Raw genomic sequence first — 20,520 nt, forward strand, 5'->3', positions numbered from 1 at the left:
ATGACGGGCCGGCAAATTCCTCAATATAAGCGGCGACCGACCAACGTGCCCTTGGTGCCATCCCGCACCAGTTCAAATTCGAAATCAGGCCAGTTGCGCCGCCAGCGTCGGGCCACTATCCGTTCGCCGGGTCGTGCAGCATCGTCCAGCACTATGACGCCTCCAGGAGGAATGCGGGGGAACAGGACTTCTGCCGCTCCGCGGACATATGGATGTACGGACCACGGCGGTCCGTCGATAATCAGCATATCAATAACGTCCGGTAGTCGGGACAGCTTGTACCAATAGCCAGGCCAATCCCCTGGAGCCGGAACCAAGGGCGCATGGTGCATGTTCGCGCCAAGGCCGTGCTCGGCCAACCATTCGCCAGTTGCTCCGACGAAATCGGCATGCTGGTCATAGCTGTGAAGTGAGCCGCCCTGGAAAAGCTGTAGCGCACGCGCCGTAACCAGGGTCGAGGCGCCGGATCCAAGCTCGACTACATTGGCGGGCCGATTGGCTTCCACCAGATTCACTATTCGCTGGAGAAGAGCGGTGTCGGCCTTCCAACTGCCAAGATTGGGGAGCGCGTCGTGAGAAAGTTCAAGGCGCTTTAGCAGCGTAAGCTTGTCCTTTTTCCGCCCGCCCGAAAGGCTGCGCACCAGCCAGGGCCAGCCGATGGCCCCGAATGCCAGGACATGAAGCCAGTCGGAAACCGCCCGCGGAATAGGGTTGGCTTCCTCCACCATGTTGCGCGGCAACAAGCCCGTGGCTTCACGTGATGTCATGACTTTGAGATGGGATGATTTCCCATCAAGGGCAACAACAAAGAAGGCAACTTATCTTAATCGGCGAACGGATCGTGCACTAAGATGGTATCATCCCGCTGTGGTGAGGTAGAAACCAAAGTCACCGGACATTGGATCAATTCCTCAATACGGCGAATATATTTGATCGCCTGCGCGGGTAGTTCCGCCCAACTGCGCGCGCCCGCCGTGGTTTCGTCCCACCCTTCGATGGTTTCGTAAACGGGCTCAACGCGAGCTTGGTCGGCAGGGTGCGGCGGAAGATAATCATAATCCTTGCCGTCCAGCCTATAGCCTGTGCAGATCTTGATCTCTTTCATGCCGTCCAGGATGTCCAGCTTGGTGAGCGCCACGCCGGTGATGCCGCTGACCGCCGCCGACTGTCGTACCAGCACCGCGTCGAACCAGCCGCAGCGACGCTTGCGCCCCGTGTTGACACCGAATTCATGACCACGGGTGCCAAGTAATTCGCCAATGTCATTGTCTTGCTCAGTCGGGAAGGGGCCAGAGCCGACACGTGTCGTATAGGCCTTCACAATACCAAGCACGAAGCCAACGCCGCGCGGTCCAAGGCCGGAGCCGGACGAAGCCGTCCCCGCTACCGTGTTCGACGATGTGACAAAGGGATAGGTGCCATGGTCGACGTCCAGCAGAACGCCCTGCGCGCCTTCGAAAAGGATGCGATCACCCCGCTTGCGAGCCTCGTTCAGGGTGACCCAGACCGGCTTTGCATAGGGTAGAACGAATTCCGCAATGTCGCGAAGCTCCGTCATCAACGCTTCGCGGTCCACAGGCGGTTGGCCAAAACCGGCCCGGAGCGCATCATGATGTGCGCACAGACGGTCCAACTGCGGCCCGAGGTCGTCGAGATGCGCCAGATCGCAGATACGGATGGCCCGGCGGCCGACCTTGTCTTCATAGGCCGGACCGATGCCGCGACGCGTAGTGCCGATCTTGCCCGCGCCGCTTGCATCCTCCCGCAAGGCATCCAGGTCGCGGTGAATGGGCAGGATCAGCGGAGCAGTTTCCGCGACATGAAGAACGTCGGGCGTAACGGCAATGCCTTGACCGGCGATCTTCTGCACCTCGTCACGGAAATGCCAAGGATCGAACACCACGCCATTGCCGATGACGGACAGCGTGCCGCGCACGACGCCGGATGGGAGCAGGGCCAGCTTGTAGGTATTGTTGCCGACGACCAAAGTATGGCCGGCATTGTGCCCGCCCTGGAAGCGGACAACGCAATCTGCGCGCTCTGCAAGCCAGTCGACAATCTTGCCCTTGCCTTCATCGCCCCACTGGGCGCCGATAACCGTTACATTGGCCAATTCAGAATCCTTTGCGGCAAACAGGGCCGTCTTTAGCGTCTTCGGGCGGTGAGGCAAGCCAAGGTTCAGTTTGCCTTTGCTAAAGAGAACTCTCGACCTCACAATTGAGCCATGCCGATGCGACTCCTGGCCCCAATCATCCTTTCGCTGGCAGCGGCCGTGCCAGCGGCCAGGGATGCCGAAGGCCCACCGGCAAAGGAATATGCCTATGGCGAAAATGCCAGCCAACGGCTCGATTTCTGGCCGGGACGAGGAAAGAAAGCGCCCGTTATCCTTTATGTTCACGGGGGCGGCTGGTCGCAGGGTGACAAGGCGCACGACATCAGTGACAAGGCGGAGCATTTTGTTGGGCAGGGCTATGCCTTTGCCTCAATGAATTACCGGCTGGTCCCGCAGGCGACCGTGGAACAACAGGCGGCCGATGTCGCGAACGCCGTTGCCTGGCTACGCAACCGGACGAACGAACTGGGCATCCATAGGCGTAGGATGGTGTTGATGGGCCATAGCGCCGGTGCACATCTGGTGGCGCTGATCGCGACCGATCCGGCTTATCTGAAAGCGGCTGGAGTGCCTTTGGATGCAATCGCCGGAGTCGTTTTGCTTGATGGTGCTGCCTATCACGTACCGACGCAGCTCCACGTCGGGGGCGAGGACTTGCAGCGGATGCGGCGTAATGCCTTTGGCGACAATATCGCGCGTCATATGCGCCTGTCTCCTGACAGTCACACTGCCAAACCCAATGTACGGCGTTTCCTTATTCTGCATGTCAACAATCCAAGCACCATCGCGCAATCGAGGGGGCTGGCGGTCTTGCTGAAGAAGGCAGGGACGCAGGTGACCGTTCGGATGATCCGCAACAGTGACCATATGCGTCTCAATCGTCACATTGGTGACGAGGGGGATGAGGCGACCAAACTGACGGACGCATTTCTGGTGCAAGCCGTGCGATAAACTACCGCCCATGCCCGCGAGATTTAAAGCGCCCTGGGTTCCTTGCCTTCGAGTATATGGGAGCAACCCAACGCGGCGGCATCGTCGCTGCCTGAGAGCGCGGCCACAGTCCGCCACCCTTCCTTGCGAAGATCCGCGGCGCGCTTAGGATCGTGACCGAGGGGAAGGAACAGGCGCTTGGCGACCTTGCCACCTAGTCCGGCATCGATCAACGGATCCGGGTAGAGCGAGAACCCAATGGCGGACTCCTGCTGCCCGTCCGGATGGGCGATCATATATGTGCCGCCTCGGCCAACCTCCCCGACGAAACCTTCGGCAAAAAGCGAGAAGCCAAACCAGGTCTGATATTCAAAGCCGTGGCGCTCGGTCGGGTCCAGCGTAAGCGTCACGTCCCAGCCAATCGGTTTGGCAATCTCGCGGAGGGCCTTGGTGCGGCTCTTCAGCACACCGCCGGCGTCAAGTGCATCCAGCTTGTCCATGGCGGCGTGAAAGGGACCTGTTGCTTCTATCAGGGGAAGATAGGCGGCAGGTCCGGTGCCCAGCGCCGCCAGCGCGCCTGCGTCCTTGGCGTCGAGCGCGGACCGCACGGCCGTGATTTCGTCAGAGCCAAGGGGAAATTCTTCGGCAGCCAGCGTGTCGATAAGATCAGGCAGCGTAAAGTCCACCGTGATCCCGGAGAGGCCGGCGACGGTCAGCGCCTCTATGGCGACAGTAACGATCTCGACCGCTGCTGCGACGCTGTCGGTGCCGATAAGTTCAGCGCCGACCTGCATCATTTCACGTTCCGGGCGGAGCTGATTGGCACGCAGCTTGATAACCGGGCCGCCATAGCAGAGACGCAATGGCCGCGCCGCGCTCGCCAGGCGGGTGGCTGCAATGCGGCCGATCTGGGCCGTCATGTCCGGACGGAGCGCCATCGTCCTTTGAGACAGGGGATCGACAACGCGGAGCAGGTCCTGCGCTCGCGCCGATTGCAGGCGAGCGACCAGATTCTGCTCGAACTCGGCAAGCGGCGGCATTACTCGCTGATAGCCATGACTCGATACCGTATCGATGACATGACGAACGAGCCGCGCCGACGCTTCGGCTTGTGGCGGAAGCCGGTCGCTGAGACCCTCGGGGAGCAAACCTGGCGGAATCTTGGTCATTGGCAACCCCTTTAACGAAAAAAGGCTGCCAATCCAGTGTGGATTGGCAGCCCTTTCCTGATTCAGGAGAAGCGAAGCTGCTTCACCGTCTTCACGCCTTCAAGGCGGCAGATTTCCCACATTACCGGTTCCGCGACATCCTGGTCGACGGACAGCAGCAAGATCGCCTCGCCGCCCATGGCGCGGCGGCCGAGGTGGAAGGTGCCGATGTTGACTTGCGCAGCGCCAAGCGTGGTGCCCACCCGTCCGATGAAGCCAGGGACGTCCTCATTGACGATGTAGAGCATCGTGCCCTTGAGGTCGGCTTCTACCTTGATGCCGAACAGTTCGACCAGGCGGGGGGCTTTGTGGCCGAACAGGGTGCCCGCTACCGAATGCTCACCCTTGGCGGTCGTGACGGTGACGCGCAGCAGCGTTTGATAGTCGCCTTCACGATCATGGCGCACCTCGCGGACGTCAAGTCCACGTTCCTTCGCAAGATAGGGCGCGTTCACCATGTTAACGGTGTCGGAGTAGACCCGCATGAGCCCGGCGAGCACTGCTGCGACGATTGGCTTTTGGTTGAGTTCGGCAGCATGGCCCTCGGTTTCGATGGACAGTCCGCGAATGTCCTCACCCTCCAGCTGACCTACCAGGCCGCCAAGCTTTTCCGCCAGCTCCATATAGGGGCGAAGCTTGGGCGCTTCCTCGGCGGAAAGGCTGGGCATGTTGAGTGCGTTGGTGACGCCGCCGGAAACCAGATAGTCAGCAAGCTGTTCGGCCACCTGGATCGCCACATTGACCTGTGCGTCGCTGGTCGACGCGCCAAGGTGGGGCGTTGAGATGAAGTTTGGCGTGCCGAAGAGCGGGCTTTCCTTGGCAGGCTCGCTGACGAACACGTCCAGTGCCGCGCCCGCTACATGGCCGCTGTCGAGTCCTTCCTTGAGCGCCGTCTCGTCAACGAGGCCGCCACGCGCGCAGTTGATGATACGCACGCCGGGCTTCGTCTTCGCCAGGTTTTCGCGGCTCAGAATATTGCGGGTCTGCTCGGTAAGCGGCGTGTGCAGGGTGATGAAGTCGGCGCGGGCGAGCAATTCGTCCAGTGTCACCTTCTCAACGCCCATTTCAATCGCACGTTCAGGGGTAAGGAAAGGATCGTATGAGACCACCTTCATCTTCAAGCCGAGCGCGCGGTCGGCAACAATGGAACCGATATTTCCGGCACCGATGAGGCCCAGCGTCTTGGAGGTAAGTTCCACGCCCATGAAGCGGTTCTTTTCCCACTTGCCCGCCTGGGTGGAGGTATCGGCCTCCGGCAGCTGGCGAGCGAGGGCGAACATCAGCGCAATGGCGTGCTCGGCTGTCGTGATCGAGTTGCCGAAGGGCGTGTTCATGACCACGATGCCCTTGGACGAGGCGTAAGGGATGTCGACATTGTCGACTCCGATGCCGGCGCGACCGATAACCTTCAGATTGGTTGCAGCGTCGATCACTTCCTTGGTTACTTTGGTGGCCGAACGGATGGCAAGGCCGTCATATTGGCCGATGATCTTGATCAGCTCGTCCTTGGAAAGGCCGGTGATTTCGTCGACTTCGACGCCGCGCGCGCGGAAGATTTCGGCGGCCTTGGGGTCCATCTGATCGGAAATGAGAACTTTGGGCATTTGGGTTTTCCCTTCTGTTTCGTCATCCCCTCGAAGGTGGGGATCCATTCCCTGAGCCATCCCCTGGGTAAAATGACGGGAGATGGATTCCCGCCTGCGCGGGAATGACGATGAAATTTACGAAATGAACTTAAACGCGTGCCGCTGCCCAGGCCCAGTCGAGCCAGGGACCGAGCGCTTCGATATCGGCGGTGTCCACCGTCGCGCCGCACCAGATGCGAAGGCCAGCGGGGGCATCGCGATAACCGGCGATGTCGTAGGCTGCGCCTTCCTTTTCGAGCAGGCCGGCAAACGTCTTGATGAAGGCTTCGTCAGCTCCCTCGACGGTCAGACAGATGCTGGTTTTCGATCGGGTGGCGGGATCGGTGGCGAGATGGTTCAGCCAGTCGCGCTCGGCAACGAGCTTGTCCAAAGCCGCGGCATTGGCGTCGCTACGTGCGATCAGTCCTTGAGCGCCGCCAATTGCCTTGCCCCATTCAAGGGCAAAGATCGCGTCTTCGACGGCCAGCATCGAGGGGGTGTTGATGGTTTCGCCCTTGAACACGCCTTCAGCGAGCTTGCCCTTGGAAACCAGGCGGAACACCTTGGGAAGCGGCCATGCGGGAGTGTAGGTTTCGAGCCGTTCCACCGCGCGCGGACCGAGGATCAGTACGCCGTGCGCGCCCTCGCCGCCCAGCACCTTCTGCCAGGAGAAGGTGGCTACGTCGATCTTGCTCCAGTCAATGTCATAGGCGAATACCGCACTGGTCGCGTCGGCGAAAGAAAGGCCTTCCCGGTCAGCCGGAATCCAGTCGGCATTGGGCACACGGACGCCCGATGTGGTGCCGTTCCAGGTGAACAGCACGTCGTTCGACCAGTCGACCATTTTCAGGTCAGGAAGCTGGCCATAATCGGCGCGAACAATGGTCGGCTCGATCTTGAGCTGCTTGGCAGCGTCCGTCACCCAGCCTTCACCGAAGCTTTCCCATGCCAGTGTCGTGACAGGACGCACGCCCAGCATCGTCCACATCGCCATTTCAAAGGCGCCGGTGTCGGAGCCTGGCACGATACCGATCCGGTGCGTCTCAGGCAGGCGCAGCAGTTCGCGCATCAGGTCTATGCAATATTGAAGGCGGTTCTTGCCCAGCTTCGAGCGGTGGGAGCGGCCCAGCGATTCGACGGCGAGCTTTTCAGCAGACCAGCCCGGAGGCTTGGCGCAGGGACCCGAAGAAAAATAGGGGCGGGCAGGTTTTGTAGCGGGTTTTGCGGGAAGCGTAGCGGCTTCCGCGGCGCGGACGACGTCATTCATAATATATTCTCTCCTCACAGAGAGCACGCGCTGCGTTGGGACAGCGTGGCCCGCTGACGCTCATAGAGGTGGGTGTTGGAAAGTCAAGCTGCCCTCACCATGGCGGTGCGATGGATCATGTCTGTTGCAAGCCGCGAACGTTGTTGCCAGACGCCTCAATTTCCACGATATGTTGTCCCATGTTCAGGCAGGGGCGACTAAGGCCAAGCCATGACGACAAGAATTTTAGGGGCGGCCTTGGCCAGGAAAGGTAAATGGGGGGCGCTGATTGGGGCGATCCTGCTGCTGACCGGATGCGGATCTGTGCCGGAAAGTCGCCGCGACAGTTCTCATGTGCCTGTTCCTTCGTCCGCCGAGGCGCGGCAATGCATGGCGGATCTGCGCGTCGCAGCGGTCAAGTTCACGCCTTTGCCCGACCAGCATTTCGGAGGCGGCTGCAACGCCATCAATAGCGTCAAGTTGCTCGACATCGGCACGCCAGTCACCAATCTTGGCGCCATGACTTGTCCTCTGGCCGGGAAGTTCGCGGCTTGGGCACGCTATGGCGTACAGCCAGCGGCTCGGTTGATTCTTGGCAGCGAGATTGTTCGCATCGATACCTTTGGCACCTATGCCTGCCGCAACATCAATGGGAACATTTCAGGCAGCAGGTCCGAACACGCGCATAGCAATGCGGTGGATGTCGCAGCGTTCATGTTGGCGGATGGGCGTCGCATTACAGTCAAGGACCAATGGAATGGCGATGATCAGTCGCGCCGATTCCTGCGGGTCATTCATGAAAGCGCCTGCAAACGCTTTCGGACCGTGCTTAGTCCCGACTATAATGCCGCCCATCGCGACCATTTTCATTTCGATATGGGAGGAAAAGGGACCTATTGTCGCTAGCTTGGTTGACCTGTGATATTGGAAAATTCGGAAATCATGCTAAGATTGCCTGAATGACAAATAAAGAAATTGCCGAGCGCAAATTCAGGCGCGCTTCCGACGATGCCAGCACTGCCAAACTGGCTGTATCCACTCCCCAAACCGAAAGCGAAGCCTATAAACTCGCCTTTCAGGACGCAGAATTTCTGCTCCGTGAGGACTTGCGGCCGGTGCGGTTCCAACTGGAATTGTTGAAGCCTGAATTGCTGCTTGACGAAGCGCAGATTGAATCGACGTTCGTTTTTTACGGGTCCGCACGTATTCCGCATCCCGATCAGGCAAATGTCCCGATCGAAAAGGCGCAGACCGACTATGACAGGACGGTCGCCAAAAACCTGGCCGCCAAAGCCAAATATTATGAAGAGGCCTATAAGCTGGCACAGATCGCCAGCAAATTCCCAATGACCGACGACGGATGCCGAAATTTCGTGGTTTGTTCAGGTGGCGGACCTTCCATAATGGAAGCAGCCAATAAAGGGGCTTATGATGCGGATGCATTGTCGATCGGGCTCAACATCGTTTTGCCCCATGAACAGGCTCCCAATCATTATGTGACGCCGGAGCTGAGCTTCCAATTCCACTATTTTGCCCTGCGCAAGATGCACTTTCTGTTGCGGGCGCGGGCCTTAGCGGTGTTCCCCGGCGGCTTTGGCACATTTGACGAGTTTTTCGAAACACTGACGCTGATCCAGACCGGCAAGATGAAGCCTATACCGGTGCTGGTCTTCGGCCAGGATTTCTGGAATCGGGTGATCAACTTCGAAGCATTGGCGGAGGAGGGGACGATTAGCCGCGAGGACTTGGACCTGTTCCACTTTGTCGAAACGGCCGAGGACGCATGGGAAATCGTCCAGAGCTTTTATGAGGGTGCCGAAGTGCCAGGATGCCGTCCCGCAGCAACGGTCAGTCGGACATAACCAAGGCGCAATCGGGCCGGGCAAGGGCAATCAGTGTGAGTCCCGCTTCCCCTGCCCTCGCGACCGCAAGCGAAGTGGGAGCGGAAATGGTGACAAGCGTGTTCGCTCCGGCGCGCACGGATTTTTCGACCATTTCATAACTGCACCGCGAACTGGTCAGGATGAAACCTTCCGCCGCGCTCTGATTGAGCCGGGCAAGGCATCCGATGAGCTTATCCAGTGCGTTGTGGCGTCCGACGTCCTCACGGGCGAAAAGGATCTGGCCGTAGTGATCCGCGAAAGCCGCCGCATGTACCGCGCCAGTGGCATTATGCATCGGCTGATGGTCCGAGAATTCTGCTAGTGCCCGGAAAACCGCGGCCTTGGCCGGATGCTTGTGCGGCGGGACCCTCGGTAATGGGCGCATCGCTTCCTCAAGATTTTCCATTCCGCAAAGGCCGCAGCTGCTCTCCGAAACACGGGTGCGGACCCGGGCCAAAAGCGCCTCGGTGCGATCGCCGGCCAGTTGGGTGCGAACGATCCACCCCTTTTCGGCCTGGTGGACGTCAATGTCCTCGATGTCGGCGGGTGCCTCAATCAGCTTTTCCGATAGCGAAAATCCCGTCACATAGTCGATGAGATCGACCGGCGTCGCCATCATGACGGCATAGGCGATGCCATTAAATTCCAGCGACACCGGCGCTTCGACCGCGATGGCGCGATTGACCGCCTCAGCCACTCCGTGCGGACGGATCAGTTGAACCGGCCGGGAAAGATGGTGGTTGTTTTCAGGCGGCGATATGGCCAGCGTCCTTTGCAAGCCGGCTCAAAGCCGCGCGGGCGACTGGGTTCAACCCCTCTCCGCCGGCGTCCAGATGAGCGAAGATAAGGGACTTCATGCGGGGGTCCCAAAAATCATGGATGTGCCCGGCGATGGCGGAGATTGCTTCCGCTTCGCCGAGCACACCAAAATTTACGGCGATCTGATTGGCCATGTAGACGAGTTTTTCGAGGCTGTTCATTCGCTTGCTCTCCGGCTTTGACCGGAATGGGGGTTATGGTTCACTCCGCCGCCTCTGCAGGGACAATCCGGCGGGAGCGTTCGGATAGTTCCTCATATTCCTCCTGCCAATCGGTCGGCCCGTTGGAAGGTGCGACCTGCACCGCCGTCACCTTATATTCGGGACAATTGGTGGCCCAGTCGGAAAATTCGCTGGTCACTACATTGGCCTGGGTCTCTGGATGATGGAAGGTCGTATAGACGACCCCTGGGGCAACGCGGTCGGTGATGAGGGCGCGAAGCGTTGTTTCGCCAGAACGGCTGGACAGGCGTACCCAGCTGCCTTCAGCGATCCCACGATCCTCCGCGTCCACGGGATGAATCTCCAGGCGATCCTCCGGGTGCCAAACCGTGTTGGCTGTACGGCGGGTCTGTGCGCCGACATTATAGTGACTGAGAATGCGGCCGGTGGTGAGCAGTAGCGGGAAGCGGGGGCCGGTCTTTTCGTCCGTCGGCACATAGTCGGTCACGACGAACTTGCCCTTGCCCCTTACAAAACCGTCAATATGCATGATCGGCGAACCATCGGGCGCCGCGTCGTTGACGGGCCACTGCAACGAACCTTCCTTATCCAGACGATCGAAGCTTACACCAGCAAAAGTCGGTGTCAGGCGTGCGATCTCGTCCATGATTTCGGCGGGGTGATTGTAATGCCAATCCAGGCCCATGGCCTTCGCCAATAGCTGAGTGATCTCCCAGTCTTCATAGCCGTTCATCGGGCTCATCACCTTCCGGACGAGCTGAATACGGCGCTCGGCATTGGTGAAGGTGCCGTTCTTTTCCAGAAAGGTCGAACCTGGAAGGAAAATATGCGCGTAATTGGCAGTTTCATTGAGGAACAGGTCATGCACGATGACGCATTCCATTGCCTCAAGGCCTGCCGCGACATGCTTGGTGTTCGGATCGGACTGAAGGATGTCTTCGCCCTGGATATACAGCGCTTTGAAAACCCCATCCACAGCAGCGTCGAGCATGTTTGGAATGCGGAGGCCGGGCTCTGGATCAAGGGCCACGCCCCAGTCATTTTCGAACAAGGCGCGGGCATTGGCATCGCCGATATGGCGGTACCCCGAAAGCTCGTGCGGGAAGCTGCCCATGTCACAGGCGCCTTGCACATTATTCTGTCCCCGCAGAGGATTTACGCCCACGCCCCGGCGGCCGATATTGCCGGTCGCCATGGCAAGATTGGCGATGGCCATCACCGTGGAGCTGCCCTGGCTGTGTTCGGTTACGCCAAGGCCATAATAGATCGCCCCATTGCCGCCAGTGGCATACAGCCGGGCGGCTTCGCGCAGGTCGGCGGCAGCCACTTTGGTGAGCGGTTCGGTGGCCTCGGGTGAGCGCTTCGGATCGGATACGAAGGCGGCCCAGTCCTGATATTCGTCCCAATCGCAGCGGTCGCGGATGAACGGTTCGTCCGCCAGTCCCTCTGTAACGATCACATGCGCCATCGCTGTCAGCACGGCAACATTGGTGCCGGGGCGAAGCGGCAGATGATGTGCGGCCTCAATATGCGGTGAGCGGACGAGATCGGTGCGGCGTGGATCGATGACGATCAGTTTCGCGCCTTCGCGTAGGCGCTGTTTCATCCGGCTGGCGAACACCGGATGGCCGTCAGTCGGGTTTGCGCCGATGACGAGGATGACGTCGGATGCCTCGACACTGTCGAAATCCTGCGTGCCTGCGCTGGTGCCAAAAGTCGTCTTCAGCCCATATCCTGTGGGCGAATGGCAGACGCGGGCGCAGGTATCGACATTGTTGTTGCCAAAGCCGGCGCGAACAAGCTTCTGCACCAGGAACGTCTCTTCATTGGTGCAGCGTGAAGAGGTGATGCCGCCGGTCGAGCGGGGACCATATTTGGCGCTGATGCGCTTGAATTCGGAGGCCGCATAGGCAAACGCCTCGTCCCATTCGACTTCCCGCCATGGATCGCTGATCGAACTGCGGATCATGGGCTTCAGGATTCGGTCCTGATGCTGGGCATATCCCCAGGCAAAGCGGCCTTTGACGCAACTATGCCCGTGATTGGCCTTGCCTTCTTTCCAAGGAACCATTCGGACGAGTTGCTCGCCACGCATTTCCGCCCGGAATGTGCATCCGACGCCGCAATAGGCACAGGTGGTGACGACTGCGCGATCGGGCGTGCCAATCTGAACTACGGTTTTTTCTTGAAGCGTCGCGGTGGGGCATGCCTGAACGCAGGCGCCGCAGGAGACGCATTCGGAAGAAATAAAGTCATCGAGCGGCGTACCCGCCGACACTTTCGATCCAAAGCCCCGGCTTTCGATGGTGAGGGCGAAGGTGCCCTGTACTTCATCGCAAGCCCGGACGCAGCGGGAGCAGACGATGCATTTGGACGGATCAAAATCGAAATAAGGGTTGGAAACGTCTTTCGTAAGGCCGAGGTGATTGTCGCCCTCATAACCATAGCGGACCTCGCGCAGACCGACGGCGCCTGCTTGTTCCTGCAGTTCGCAATCGCCATTGGCCGAACAGGTGAGGCAGTCCAGCGGATGGTCGGAGATGTAAAGCTCCATGACGCCCTTGCGCAGCTTTTGCAGCTTAGCGGTCTGGGTGTGGACAACCATGCCATCAGCGACGGGAAGAGTGCAGCTTGCGGGCGTGCCGCGCGCGCCATCAACCTCTACGAGGCAAAGCCGGCAGGAACCGAACTGCTTGAGATTGTCAGTGGCGCATAGCTTGGGGATCGAGGTCCCTATCTCTGCGGCCGCGCGCATGACTGTGCTGCCTTTGGGCACGGTGACGCTTTGACCGTCGATGGTCAGCGTCACCTGCTCGTCGGAAGGGGAGGCAGGCGTACCGAAGTCCGCCTGTTTGCTATAGGTCATGACGTCCATCCTCGTTGCGCCGTAAAACGCGCATAATCGTCCTGAGTATTCAAATTGGAAAAAGCGATGTCCGTTTCGACTTCGTGCGCACCGCTCCTTTCGATCCAGGCGCGCATGTCTCGTCGGGGCTGTTCCTCAAGCCAGCGATCGAGGAGCGGGGCCATTTCGGTGGGCCAATATCCGAAAAGCGGCTGATCCTGAATGACGGCAGATTGATAATTGAGCACTGCAGCGAGCCGAGGGGGGATAGGCAATGTGTCGCAGCTTGCGGTCAGCACAGCGTCAAAGCCGCTTTCCCGCGCGTAATGAAGCGCGGCGCAGATACCGCCCAATGGACCCTGGCCCGCTTTCGGGCGGTCGGAAAGGCTTGTCAGTCCGGGCCATTCGCGGCCGCACATCACCAGCTCATCGACCTGCGGCTCCATCGCCTCGATCACATGGGCCAGGAGCGGACGGCCGCCAATGGAGGCAATCGCCTTGTCGCTGCCAAATCGGCGCGATTGTCCGCCGGCGATCAAGGCGCCCAGAAGTTTCATCCCAATTCCGCATCCAAATTCGTTATCCCCGTGAAGGCGAGGATCCGGGAATGACGAGGAATATATATGTTCACTTCGCCGCCTCTTCCTGCTTGACCCCGAAATCTTCAGGGAAATGGGCAATGGCGCTCATGACCGGATAGGGTGTGAACCCCCCCAATGCACAAAGCGATCCATATTTCATGGTTTCGCAGAGATCGGTGATCAGTTCGAGTTCAGCCGCGGGGGTGCGGACGCCACCCTTGGCATTATGCATTTGCGGCAGTTGCTCCACATGGTCCGGACCGGAGCGTCCGCCAGCGCGCAGACGGTCCAGCGTTTCGACGCCTCTTATCGAGCCAAGGCGGCAAAGGGTACATTTGCCGCAGCTTTCCGCCGCGCAGAATTGCATGGCGAAACGCGCCTGGGCGAGCATGTCGACGGTATCGTCGAACACCACGATGCCCCCATGACCGATAAGTCCGCCCTTGGTAGCGAATGCCTCATAATCAAAGGGGGTATCGAACAGGGCGGGCGGGAAATAAGCGCCGAGCGGTCCTCCCACTTGCACCGCACGGACCGGGCGGCCGCTCGCCGTGCCCCCGCCAATGTCGTGCACGATTTCACCCAGTGTCACGCCAAAGGCGGTCTCATAAAGACCGCCATGTTTGACGTTGCCGGCGATCTGCAGCGGCATGGTGCCGCGTGAGCGCCCCATCCCATAGTCGGCATAGGCCGAAGCTCCCTCTGCCATAATGAACGGCACAGCCGCGAGCGTCAGCACATTGTTGACCACGGTAGGTTTGCCGAAAAGCCCTTCAAGCGCCGGAAGCGGCGGTTTGGCGCGGACTTCGCCCCGCTTGCCCTCTATCGAATTGAGGAGCGAGGTTTCCTCTCCGCACACATAAGCGCCCGCGCCCACACGCACCTCGACCTTGAAAGGCGCGATGATAGCGCGGCATTTGTCTATGGCTTCGTCAAGTTTGCGAATGGCGTGGGGATATTCGGAGCGGACATAGATAAAGCCCTTGTCAGCGCCAACCGCATAACCGGCGATCGCCATGCCTTCGATGAGGCAATAGGGGTCGCCTTCCATCAGCATGCGGTCGGCGAAAGTGCCGCTGTCGCCTTCGTCGGCATTGCACGCGATATATTTTTGTGCAGCCGTGGCGTTGGCGACCGTCCGCCATTTGATCCCGGCCGGGAAGCCTGCGCCTCCGCGGCCACGAAGGCCGGATTGCAGGACTTCCTCAATCACTGCGTCGGGCGTTGTGGCGCGGGCCTTTTCAAGGCCGGCCCAGCCACCTGTCGCCCGATAGTCCTCAAGGCTGGTAGGGCGCGTCTTGCCAGCCCGTGCGAAGGTGAGGCGGGTTTGAGAGGCGATGTAGGGGTGATCGGCGACGCTACCCACCCAAATTTCGTCATTCCCGCGAAAGCTGGTATCCATATCATCGCCTTCGTTGCGTACGAGATCGACGCGAGATGGGTCCCCGCTTTTGCGGGATTGATCATGAAGATCGAGAATTGTCTCAACATCGCCCGGCTTCAATGGTCCATAGCCTATACGACCTTCGCCGTTGTCGATCTCCACCAAGGGTTCAAGCCAGTGCATGCCCCAACTGGAGGTGCGGACGATCTCTGCTTCGGGCGCGGCCTTTGCGAAGGCGGCGGCGACCCGGTTCGCGCCGCAGGCGATGGCGAGGGCGTCGTCGGAGATGTAGATCTTCATGCCGCCACCTCCGCAATCAAGTCACGCGCGGTGGTTTCATCCAGATGTGCGTAGACGCTGCCGCCCGCCAATGCGTTGGGCCCGACAGAACAGAGGCCGAGGCAATAGACGGTCTCTACCTTGCATCGGCCAGCGGCAAGCGCTTCCAGCTTTGGCGTGAGCGCCTCGCTGCCACGCGCCTGACAGGCTTCTGCGCGACAAAGCTTTATGACGGGCAGCGCTTCCGGCGCATTCTTGAAGTCGTGATAGAAGCTGACGACGCCATGGACTTCGGCGCGGGACAGGTTGAGCGCCAATGCGACTTGGCGTTTGGCTGCTTCGCCGACATGCCCGAAGGCATCCTGAATATCGTGCAATATCGGCAGAAGTGGGCCTTCCCGGTTGACGTGACGGGCGATGATGGCCGTTATCTCGCAATCTTCTTGATCTTCACGCATAGGAGGCTGCGTTCCGCCTTTTGATAGCGAATGTCAAATAGAAATCGGAATTTTATGATGGGTATTGTCTATCAAAAGCTGGCAGCGGTGAGCGCAGATTGAGCTTGCCCGCCACAGTGAAGGCCGCTCGGGCGAGCGGGGATAGCGGTTCCCGATCGATGATCACCAGCCCGACCTGATTAGGGGGAAGCGGGTCGGAGAAGGGGATGAGGCGTAGCGCCGGATGCGCCGCCACCATCGCGCTGTGGCTGTCGGTGATGATGGCGTGCAGCCCCCCGCTGGCAACCATCGAAAGCAGCGCCACATAGCTGTCGGCCGTCGCAACCGGATCAACCGAAAGTCCGCGCGCGGCAAGGCTCGTGTTGAGAATGCGGCGGTTCTGCATGCCTTCATGAAGCAGGCACAGCCGCGTTTCGGCGGCTTCCGCAAGGGTGATGGAGCTAAGCTCCGCCTGAGGGCTGCCGCTGCCGGTCGCAAAGACAAATTGTTCGCAATAAAGCAGGACGCTGTGTACCTGGGCGGGGGGCTCGTTGGAAAGATAAGTGATCCCGGCGTCCAAATCACGGGCTACCAAGCTGCGTTCTATTTCTCGGGACGTCATTGAGCGGACACTGACCTGCAAGCCGCGATGTTCCGTTGTCAGGGCTTTGACCAAGTAACCTGCCGAAGGCATGGCGGCTGGTATGGCGCCCAGCCGCAGCGTGCCCCGCAACGGCCCGGTGTCGCAGTTGAGCGCTGTCCGCATTGCCTGATGATCGGCCAACATCTGCTGCGCGAAGGGCAAGACAGCATAGCCTTCAGGACTGAGATCGACGAAACGCCGGTCGCGAATGACAAGGCGCTGTCCAAGCATGTCTTCCAGGGTCGATAGTCCGGCAGAAAGCGTCGGCTGCGCCACATGGCAGGCTTCCGCCGCGCGCGCGAAATGCCGCTCACGGGCAAGAGCGACGAAATATTCAAGATAACGTAGCTGCATGGGCCGGACATAGCATGATCGGAACCGAAGTCACCTAAGGTTCATCTACGGGGCTGGCGCAGTGTTCGTTTCAGGCGCACAAGGGACGCGTGATAGCACGCCGCGTCCTTCTAGCCTTTGCCCTCCTTGCCGCGCCGCCGTTGCATGCCGCACCAGGGCCAAAGGAGGCCGGACGTTATCGGTTGACGGGTGTCCAGGACGCGGCATCCGAACTGGAGCTGACGGGCGATGGCCACTTTCGCTACTATCTGATCTATGGCGCGCTTGACGAAATGGCCGAGGGTGTCTGGCGCCGGGAAGGCAAGCGAATACTGCTCACGACCCAGCCGGCGCCTGTCCCGCCGAAGTTCATCTTGAAAAGCGCTGCGACCGGTGCTGAAGGAGAATTGTCTGTCGCGGTGACGGGGCCAGACGGGCAAGGGATCGCCGGTGTCGACGTGCAACTACACTTTGATGATCAGACGGTCGTCAACGGCTATACTCAGGAGGAGGGCTGGCGATCGGATATTCCGAAGGGACGCAAACCAACTTTGGTGACGCTGTCTATTCCGATGTTCGGGGTTCGGTCGCCGGATTTTTCCGTCCCGGCCGATGCATATGCGCTGCAGTTTCTGTTGGAACCCAATGATATGGGAACGCCGGATTTCCGGGATCTTCCGCTAGAGCAGGGGCAGGACGGTGTCGAGATGCTGAGGGATGGCGCGCGGCTCAGATATGAACGGGTGAAGTGACTGCGTGAGCGGAGCTGTTAGCTCGAAGGCTCTGATGACACCAGGTGACCCGCTCCCGCCTGTGTCGAGCAAAGTCGAGACCCCCGTCGTCAGTCAACGCCCCTCGAATTCTGCCTTATTCCGAGCGTCTAGCTTTCAGGCAGTCGAGGGCTTGGGGCGAGCGGGTCAAAGTAAAGTCATCATATTCTAGAAATGGCCAGACAGGCGTGAGCCGCCCGACGATACAAGCCCGACGATACAAAAAAGCCCCGGAATGAACCGGGGCTTTTTCATTGAGCGGATGACGAAAAGCTTAGAGCTTTCCAGTCAGTTCCGGCACGATCTTGAAGAGGTCGCCGACCAGGCCGATGTCCGCGACCTGGAAAATCGGAGCGTCCTCGTCCTTGTTGATGGCGATGATGGTCTTGGAGTCCTTCATGCCCGCCAGATGCTGGATCGCGCCGGAAATGCCGACGGCGATATAGACTTCAGGCGCGACGATCTTACCGGTCTGGCCGACCTGATAGTCGTTGGGCACATAGCCCGCATCGACCGCGGCGCGGGAAGCACCCACGGCTGCACCGAGCTTGTCGGCGAGCGGAATGATGTACTGCTGGAAGGTCTCGCTATCCTTGAGCGCGCGCCCGCCAGACACGATGATCCTGGCGGAGGTGAGCTCAGGGCGTTCATTCTTGGCGATTTCAGCGCCGACAAAGCTCGAAAGACCCTTGTCGCCCGTTGCCGAAACCTGCTCAATGGCAGCCGATCCGCCTTCGGTCGCCGCCTTGTCGAAGGCGGTGCCACGCACGGTGATCACCTTCTTGGCATCGGACGATTTGACCGTCGCGATGGCGTTGCCCGCATAGATGGGACGGGTAAAGGTATCCTCGCTCTCAACCGAGAGGATGTCGGAGATCTGCATGACGTCGAGCAGCGCAGCCACGCGGGGTGCGATGTTCTTGCCCGTCGTCGTTGCGGGCGCCACGAAGGCGTCATGGTGACCCATGAGGTCTACGATCAGCGGCGCGACATTTTCAGCGAGCCCATGTTCATAGGCGGCGTCATCGACGACATGCACCTTGGCGACGCCCGCGATTTTGGCGGCCTGTTCGCCCACGCTGGCGCAGCCTTTGCCCGCAACCAGCAGATGCACTTCGCCAAGCTTGCCGGCGGCAGTGACGGCGGCGAGCGTTGCGTCCTTCAGCGACGCATTATCATGTTCTACCCAAACCAGCGTCTTCATCATGCCACTCCCAGAGCCTTGAGTTTGCCGACTAGCTCGTCCACGTCCGCGACCTTGATACCCGCTTCGCGCTTAGGCGGTTCGGAAACCTTAAGGGTCGAAAGGCGCGCGGTGATGTCCACGCCGTAATCGGCGGGGGTCTTCTGCGCCATCGGCTTGGATTTGGCCTTCATGATGTTGGGAAGCGAAGCGTAGCGCGGCTCGTTCAAACGAAGGTCGGTGGTGACGATGGCGGGAAGCGCAAGCTTCACCGTTTCAAGGCCGCCGTCAACTTCGCGCGTCACGTTGACGCTGTCGCCTTCGAGCTCAACCTTCGACGCGAAAGTGCCTTGCGGACGGCCGGTGAGTGCAGCGAGCATCTGACCGGTCTGGTTGCTGTCGTCGTCGATCGCCTGCTTGCCAAGAATGACCAGGCCGGGCTGTTCCTCTTCGACCACCTTGGCGAGCAGCTTGGCAACGCCCAGCGGCTCTACCTCGGTCTCGCTCGTAATCAGGATTGCGCGGTCGGCACCCATGGCGAGCGCGGTGCGCAGCGTTTCCTGAGCCTTGGCTTCACCAATCGAAATTGCGATGATTTCGGTGGCCACGCCCTTTTCCTTCAGGCGAATGGCTTCCTCTACCGCGATTTCGTCGAACGGGTTCATCGACATCTTGACGTTGGCCAGGTCGACGCCCGTCCCATCCATCTTAACCCGTGGCTTCACATTGTAATCGATCACCCGCTTCACGGGTACCAGGATCTTCATCGTTTTTCCTCCAATTCCTGCCTTCCCTCCTGGAGAGGGAAACATGCCCGCCGGTTCCTATGGAATTCAAAAGCGGGCAGGCGACGGGTTAGGCAGCAAGCTTGACTTGGCCAACGATCTTCTGTGCTGCATCGCCCAGATTGTCGGCTGACACGATCGGCAAACCGGAATGGGCAAGAATTTCCTTGCCCTGTTCCACGTTGGTGCCTTCGAGGCGAACCACGAGAGGCACCGACAGGTTCACTTCCTTGGCTGCAGCCACGATGCCCTCAGCGATGATGTCGCAGCGCATGATGCCGCCAAAGATGTTGACGAGAATCCCCTCGACCGCAGGATCGGAAAGGATGATCTTGAATGCGGCAGTTACCTTTTCCTTGGAGGCGCCGCCGCCAACGTCAAGGAAGTTGGCCGGGAAAGCCCCGTTCAGCTTGATGATGTCCATGGTCGCCATGGCAAGGCCCGCACCGTTAACCATGCAGCCGATGTTTCCGTCCAGCTTGATATAGGCGAGGTCATATTTGCTCGCCTCCAGCTCCATCGGATCTTCCTCGGTCTCGTCGCGCAGCTCCACAAGATCCTTGTGACGGAAGAGGGCGTTGCTGTCGAAGCCGACCTTGGCGTCAAGCACGACCAGCTTGTCGTCTGCCGTAACGGCGAGCGGATTGATTTCGATTTGAGAGGCGTCGGTGCCCAGAAAAGCGTCGTAAAGCGCCTGGGTAACCTTGGCGGCCTGCTTGGCAAGATCACCGGTCAGGTTCAGCGCCTTGGCCACCGAACGGCCATGGTGTGGCATGAGGCCGGTCGCCGGATCCACGGTAAGGGTGTGAATCTTCTCGGGCGAATTGTGAGCCACATCCTCAATGTCCATGCCGCCCTCGGTGGAAGCGACAATGGCGATGCGGCCGGTCACGCGATCGACGAGCAGTGCGAGATAAAACTCCTTGGCGATGTCGACGCCGTCCGTGACATAAAGGCGATTGACCTGCTTGCCGGCTTCGCCTGTCTGAATGGTGACCAGCGTGTTGCCCAGCATGTCGGAAGCGGCGGCGCGAACCTCGTCAGCATTTTTCGCAAGACGGACGCCGCCCTTGGCCTCGGCTGGCAGTTCCTTGAACTTACCCTTGCCGCGGCCGCCAGCGTGGATCTGCGCCTTCACGACATACAGGGGTCCAGGAAGCTTGGCCGAAGCGGCAACAGCCTCATCAACGCTCATCGCGGCAAATCCCGCAGGCACGGGGGCACCGTACTTCGCCAACAATTCCTTCGCCTGATATTCGTGGATATTCATCTGC

General features: G+C 59.8%; 19 protein-coding genes. 4 read left to right on the forward strand and 15 right to left on the reverse strand.

What is annotated here, in order from left to right; all coding sequences use genetic code 11:
• Positions 1-20: 20 nt before the first annotated feature.
• Together HNQ99_RS02900 and HNQ99_RS02905 are read right to left on the reverse strand one after the other, a co-directional pair.
• The gene (locus HNQ99_RS02900) at positions 21-767 is read right to left on the reverse strand and encodes a class I SAM-dependent methyltransferase (protein WP_184474154.1); all 747 of its coding nucleotides are present in this window, start codon (positions 765-767) and stop codon (positions 21-23) included.
• Positions 768-823: 56 nt separating this feature from the next.
• Positions 824-2,113 (reverse strand): adenylosuccinate synthase, encoded by a 1,290-nt coding sequence (locus HNQ99_RS02905; protein WP_184474394.1) that lies wholly within the window; start codon positions 2,111-2,113, stop codon positions 824-826.
• A 117-nt stretch (positions 2,114-2,230) separates the two neighbouring features.
• On the opposite strand from HNQ99_RS02905, the gene HNQ99_RS02910 reads away from it, so the two are divergent.
• Positions 2,231-3,064, forward strand: coding sequence for an alpha/beta hydrolase (locus HNQ99_RS02910; RefSeq protein WP_246414379.1), 834 nt, complete (start codon positions 2,231-2,233; stop codon positions 3,062-3,064).
• Positions 3,065-3,087: 23 nt separating this feature from the next.
• Here HNQ99_RS02910 and HNQ99_RS02915 read toward each other — a convergent pair whose 3' ends face one another.
• The 3 genes from HNQ99_RS02915 to HNQ99_RS02925 form a co-directional block, all read right to left on the reverse strand.
• Positions 3,088-4,212 (reverse strand): ATP phosphoribosyltransferase regulatory subunit, encoded by a 1,125-nt coding sequence (locus HNQ99_RS02915; protein ID WP_184474156.1) that lies wholly within the window; start codon positions 4,210-4,212, stop codon positions 3,088-3,090.
• A 62-nt stretch (positions 4,213-4,274) separates the two neighbouring features.
• Positions 4,275-5,855 carry a phosphoglycerate dehydrogenase gene (gene serA / locus HNQ99_RS02920; RefSeq protein ID WP_184474157.1) on the reverse strand — a complete coding sequence of 527 codons (1,581 nt, stop codon included), beginning with the start codon at positions 5,853-5,855 and terminating at the stop codon, positions 4,275-4,277.
• A 130-nt stretch (positions 5,856-5,985) separates the two neighbouring features.
• Positions 5,986-7,143: a phosphoserine transaminase gene (locus tag HNQ99_RS02925; protein WP_184474158.1), complete on the reverse strand. Its 1,158-nt coding sequence runs from the start codon at positions 7,141-7,143 to the stop codon at positions 5,986-5,988.
• Between the two features lie 210 nt (positions 7,144-7,353).
• Here HNQ99_RS02925 and HNQ99_RS02930 point away from each other — a divergent pair, with 210 nt between their 5' ends.
• On the forward strand, positions 7,354-8,028 hold the full coding sequence (locus HNQ99_RS02930) for an extensin family protein (protein WP_184474159.1): 675 nt from the start codon (positions 7,354-7,356) through the stop codon (positions 8,026-8,028).
• 53 nt (positions 8,029-8,081) lie between these two features.
• On the forward strand, positions 8,082-8,984 hold the full coding sequence (locus HNQ99_RS02935) for an LOG family protein (RefSeq protein WP_184474160.1): 903 nt from the start codon (positions 8,082-8,084) through the stop codon (positions 8,982-8,984).
• Here HNQ99_RS02935 and fdhD read toward each other — a convergent pair.
• From fdhD to HNQ99_RS02970, 7 genes are all read right to left on the reverse strand, one after another.
• A complete protein-coding gene (gene fdhD, locus HNQ99_RS02940; RefSeq protein WP_246414381.1) occupies positions 8,971-9,783 on the reverse strand; it encodes a formate dehydrogenase accessory sulfurtransferase FdhD in 813 nt (270 codons plus the stop codon). The two genes, HNQ99_RS02935 and fdhD, sit on opposite strands and share 14 nt — an antisense overlap.
• Positions 9,752-9,985 (reverse strand): formate dehydrogenase subunit delta, encoded by a 234-nt coding sequence (locus HNQ99_RS02945; RefSeq protein ID WP_184474161.1) that lies wholly within the window; start codon positions 9,983-9,985, stop codon positions 9,752-9,754. The genes fdhD and HNQ99_RS02945 overlap by 32 nt, the downstream gene beginning before the upstream one ends.
• Positions 9,986-10,025: 40 nt before the next feature.
• On the reverse strand, positions 10,026-12,872 hold the full coding sequence (fdhF, locus tag HNQ99_RS02950) for a formate dehydrogenase subunit alpha (protein ID WP_184474162.1): 2,847 nt from the start codon (positions 12,870-12,872) through the stop codon (positions 10,026-10,028).
• Positions 12,869-13,408: a molybdenum cofactor guanylyltransferase gene (gene mobA / locus HNQ99_RS02955; protein ID WP_184474163.1), complete on the reverse strand. Its 540-nt coding sequence runs from the start codon at positions 13,406-13,408 to the stop codon at positions 12,869-12,871. The genes fdhF and mobA overlap by 4 nt, the downstream gene beginning before the upstream one ends.
• 70 nt (positions 13,409-13,478) lie before the next feature.
• A complete protein-coding gene (locus tag HNQ99_RS02960; RefSeq protein WP_184474164.1) occupies positions 13,479-15,116 on the reverse strand; it encodes an NADH-ubiquinone oxidoreductase-F iron-sulfur binding region domain-containing protein in 1,638 nt (545 codons plus the stop codon).
• Positions 15,113-15,553: an NAD(P)H-dependent oxidoreductase subunit E gene (locus HNQ99_RS02965; RefSeq protein ID WP_184474165.1), complete on the reverse strand. Its 441-nt coding sequence runs from the start codon at positions 15,551-15,553 to the stop codon at positions 15,113-15,115. The genes HNQ99_RS02960 and HNQ99_RS02965 overlap by 4 nt, the downstream gene beginning before the upstream one ends.
• A 52-nt stretch (positions 15,554-15,605) precedes the next feature.
• The gene (locus tag HNQ99_RS02970) at positions 15,606-16,529 is read right to left on the reverse strand and encodes a LysR family transcriptional regulator (protein ID WP_184474166.1); all 924 of its coding nucleotides are present in this window, start codon (positions 16,527-16,529) and stop codon (positions 15,606-15,608) included.
• An 89-nt stretch (positions 16,530-16,618) separates the two neighbouring features.
• Between HNQ99_RS02970 and HNQ99_RS02975 the strand changes: the two genes are divergently transcribed.
• On the forward strand, positions 16,619-17,260 hold the full coding sequence (locus tag HNQ99_RS02975; RefSeq protein ID WP_184474167.1) for a hypothetical protein: 642 nt from the start codon (positions 16,619-16,621) through the stop codon (positions 17,258-17,260).
• A gap of 292 nt (positions 17,261-17,552) precedes the next feature.
• On the opposite strand, the gene HNQ99_RS02980 is transcribed toward HNQ99_RS02975, so the two are convergent.
• The 3 genes from HNQ99_RS02980 to sucC all read right to left on the reverse strand — a co-directional run bounded on the left by HNQ99_RS02980 (position 17,553) and on the right by sucC (position 20,516).
• Positions 17,553-18,482, reverse strand: coding sequence for an electron transfer flavoprotein subunit alpha/FixB family protein (locus tag HNQ99_RS02980; protein WP_184474168.1), 930 nt, complete (start codon positions 18,480-18,482; stop codon positions 17,553-17,555).
• Positions 18,482-19,228: an electron transfer flavoprotein subunit beta/FixA family protein gene (locus HNQ99_RS02985; RefSeq protein ID WP_184474169.1), complete on the reverse strand. Its 747-nt coding sequence runs from the start codon at positions 19,226-19,228 to the stop codon at positions 18,482-18,484. The genes HNQ99_RS02980 and HNQ99_RS02985 overlap by 1 nt, the downstream gene beginning before the upstream one ends.
• Before the next feature lie 88 nt (positions 19,229-19,316).
• The gene (gene sucC, locus HNQ99_RS02990) at positions 19,317-20,516 is read right to left on the reverse strand and encodes an ADP-forming succinate--CoA ligase subunit beta (protein ID WP_184474170.1); all 1,200 of its coding nucleotides are present in this window, start codon (positions 20,514-20,516) and stop codon (positions 19,317-19,319) included.
• Positions 20,517-20,520 lie beyond the last annotated feature (4 nt).

Source organism: Rhizorhapis suberifaciens (genome assembly GCF_014200045.1).
GTDB lineage: Bacteria > Pseudomonadota > Alphaproteobacteria > Sphingomonadales > Sphingomonadaceae > Rhizorhapis > Rhizorhapis suberifaciens.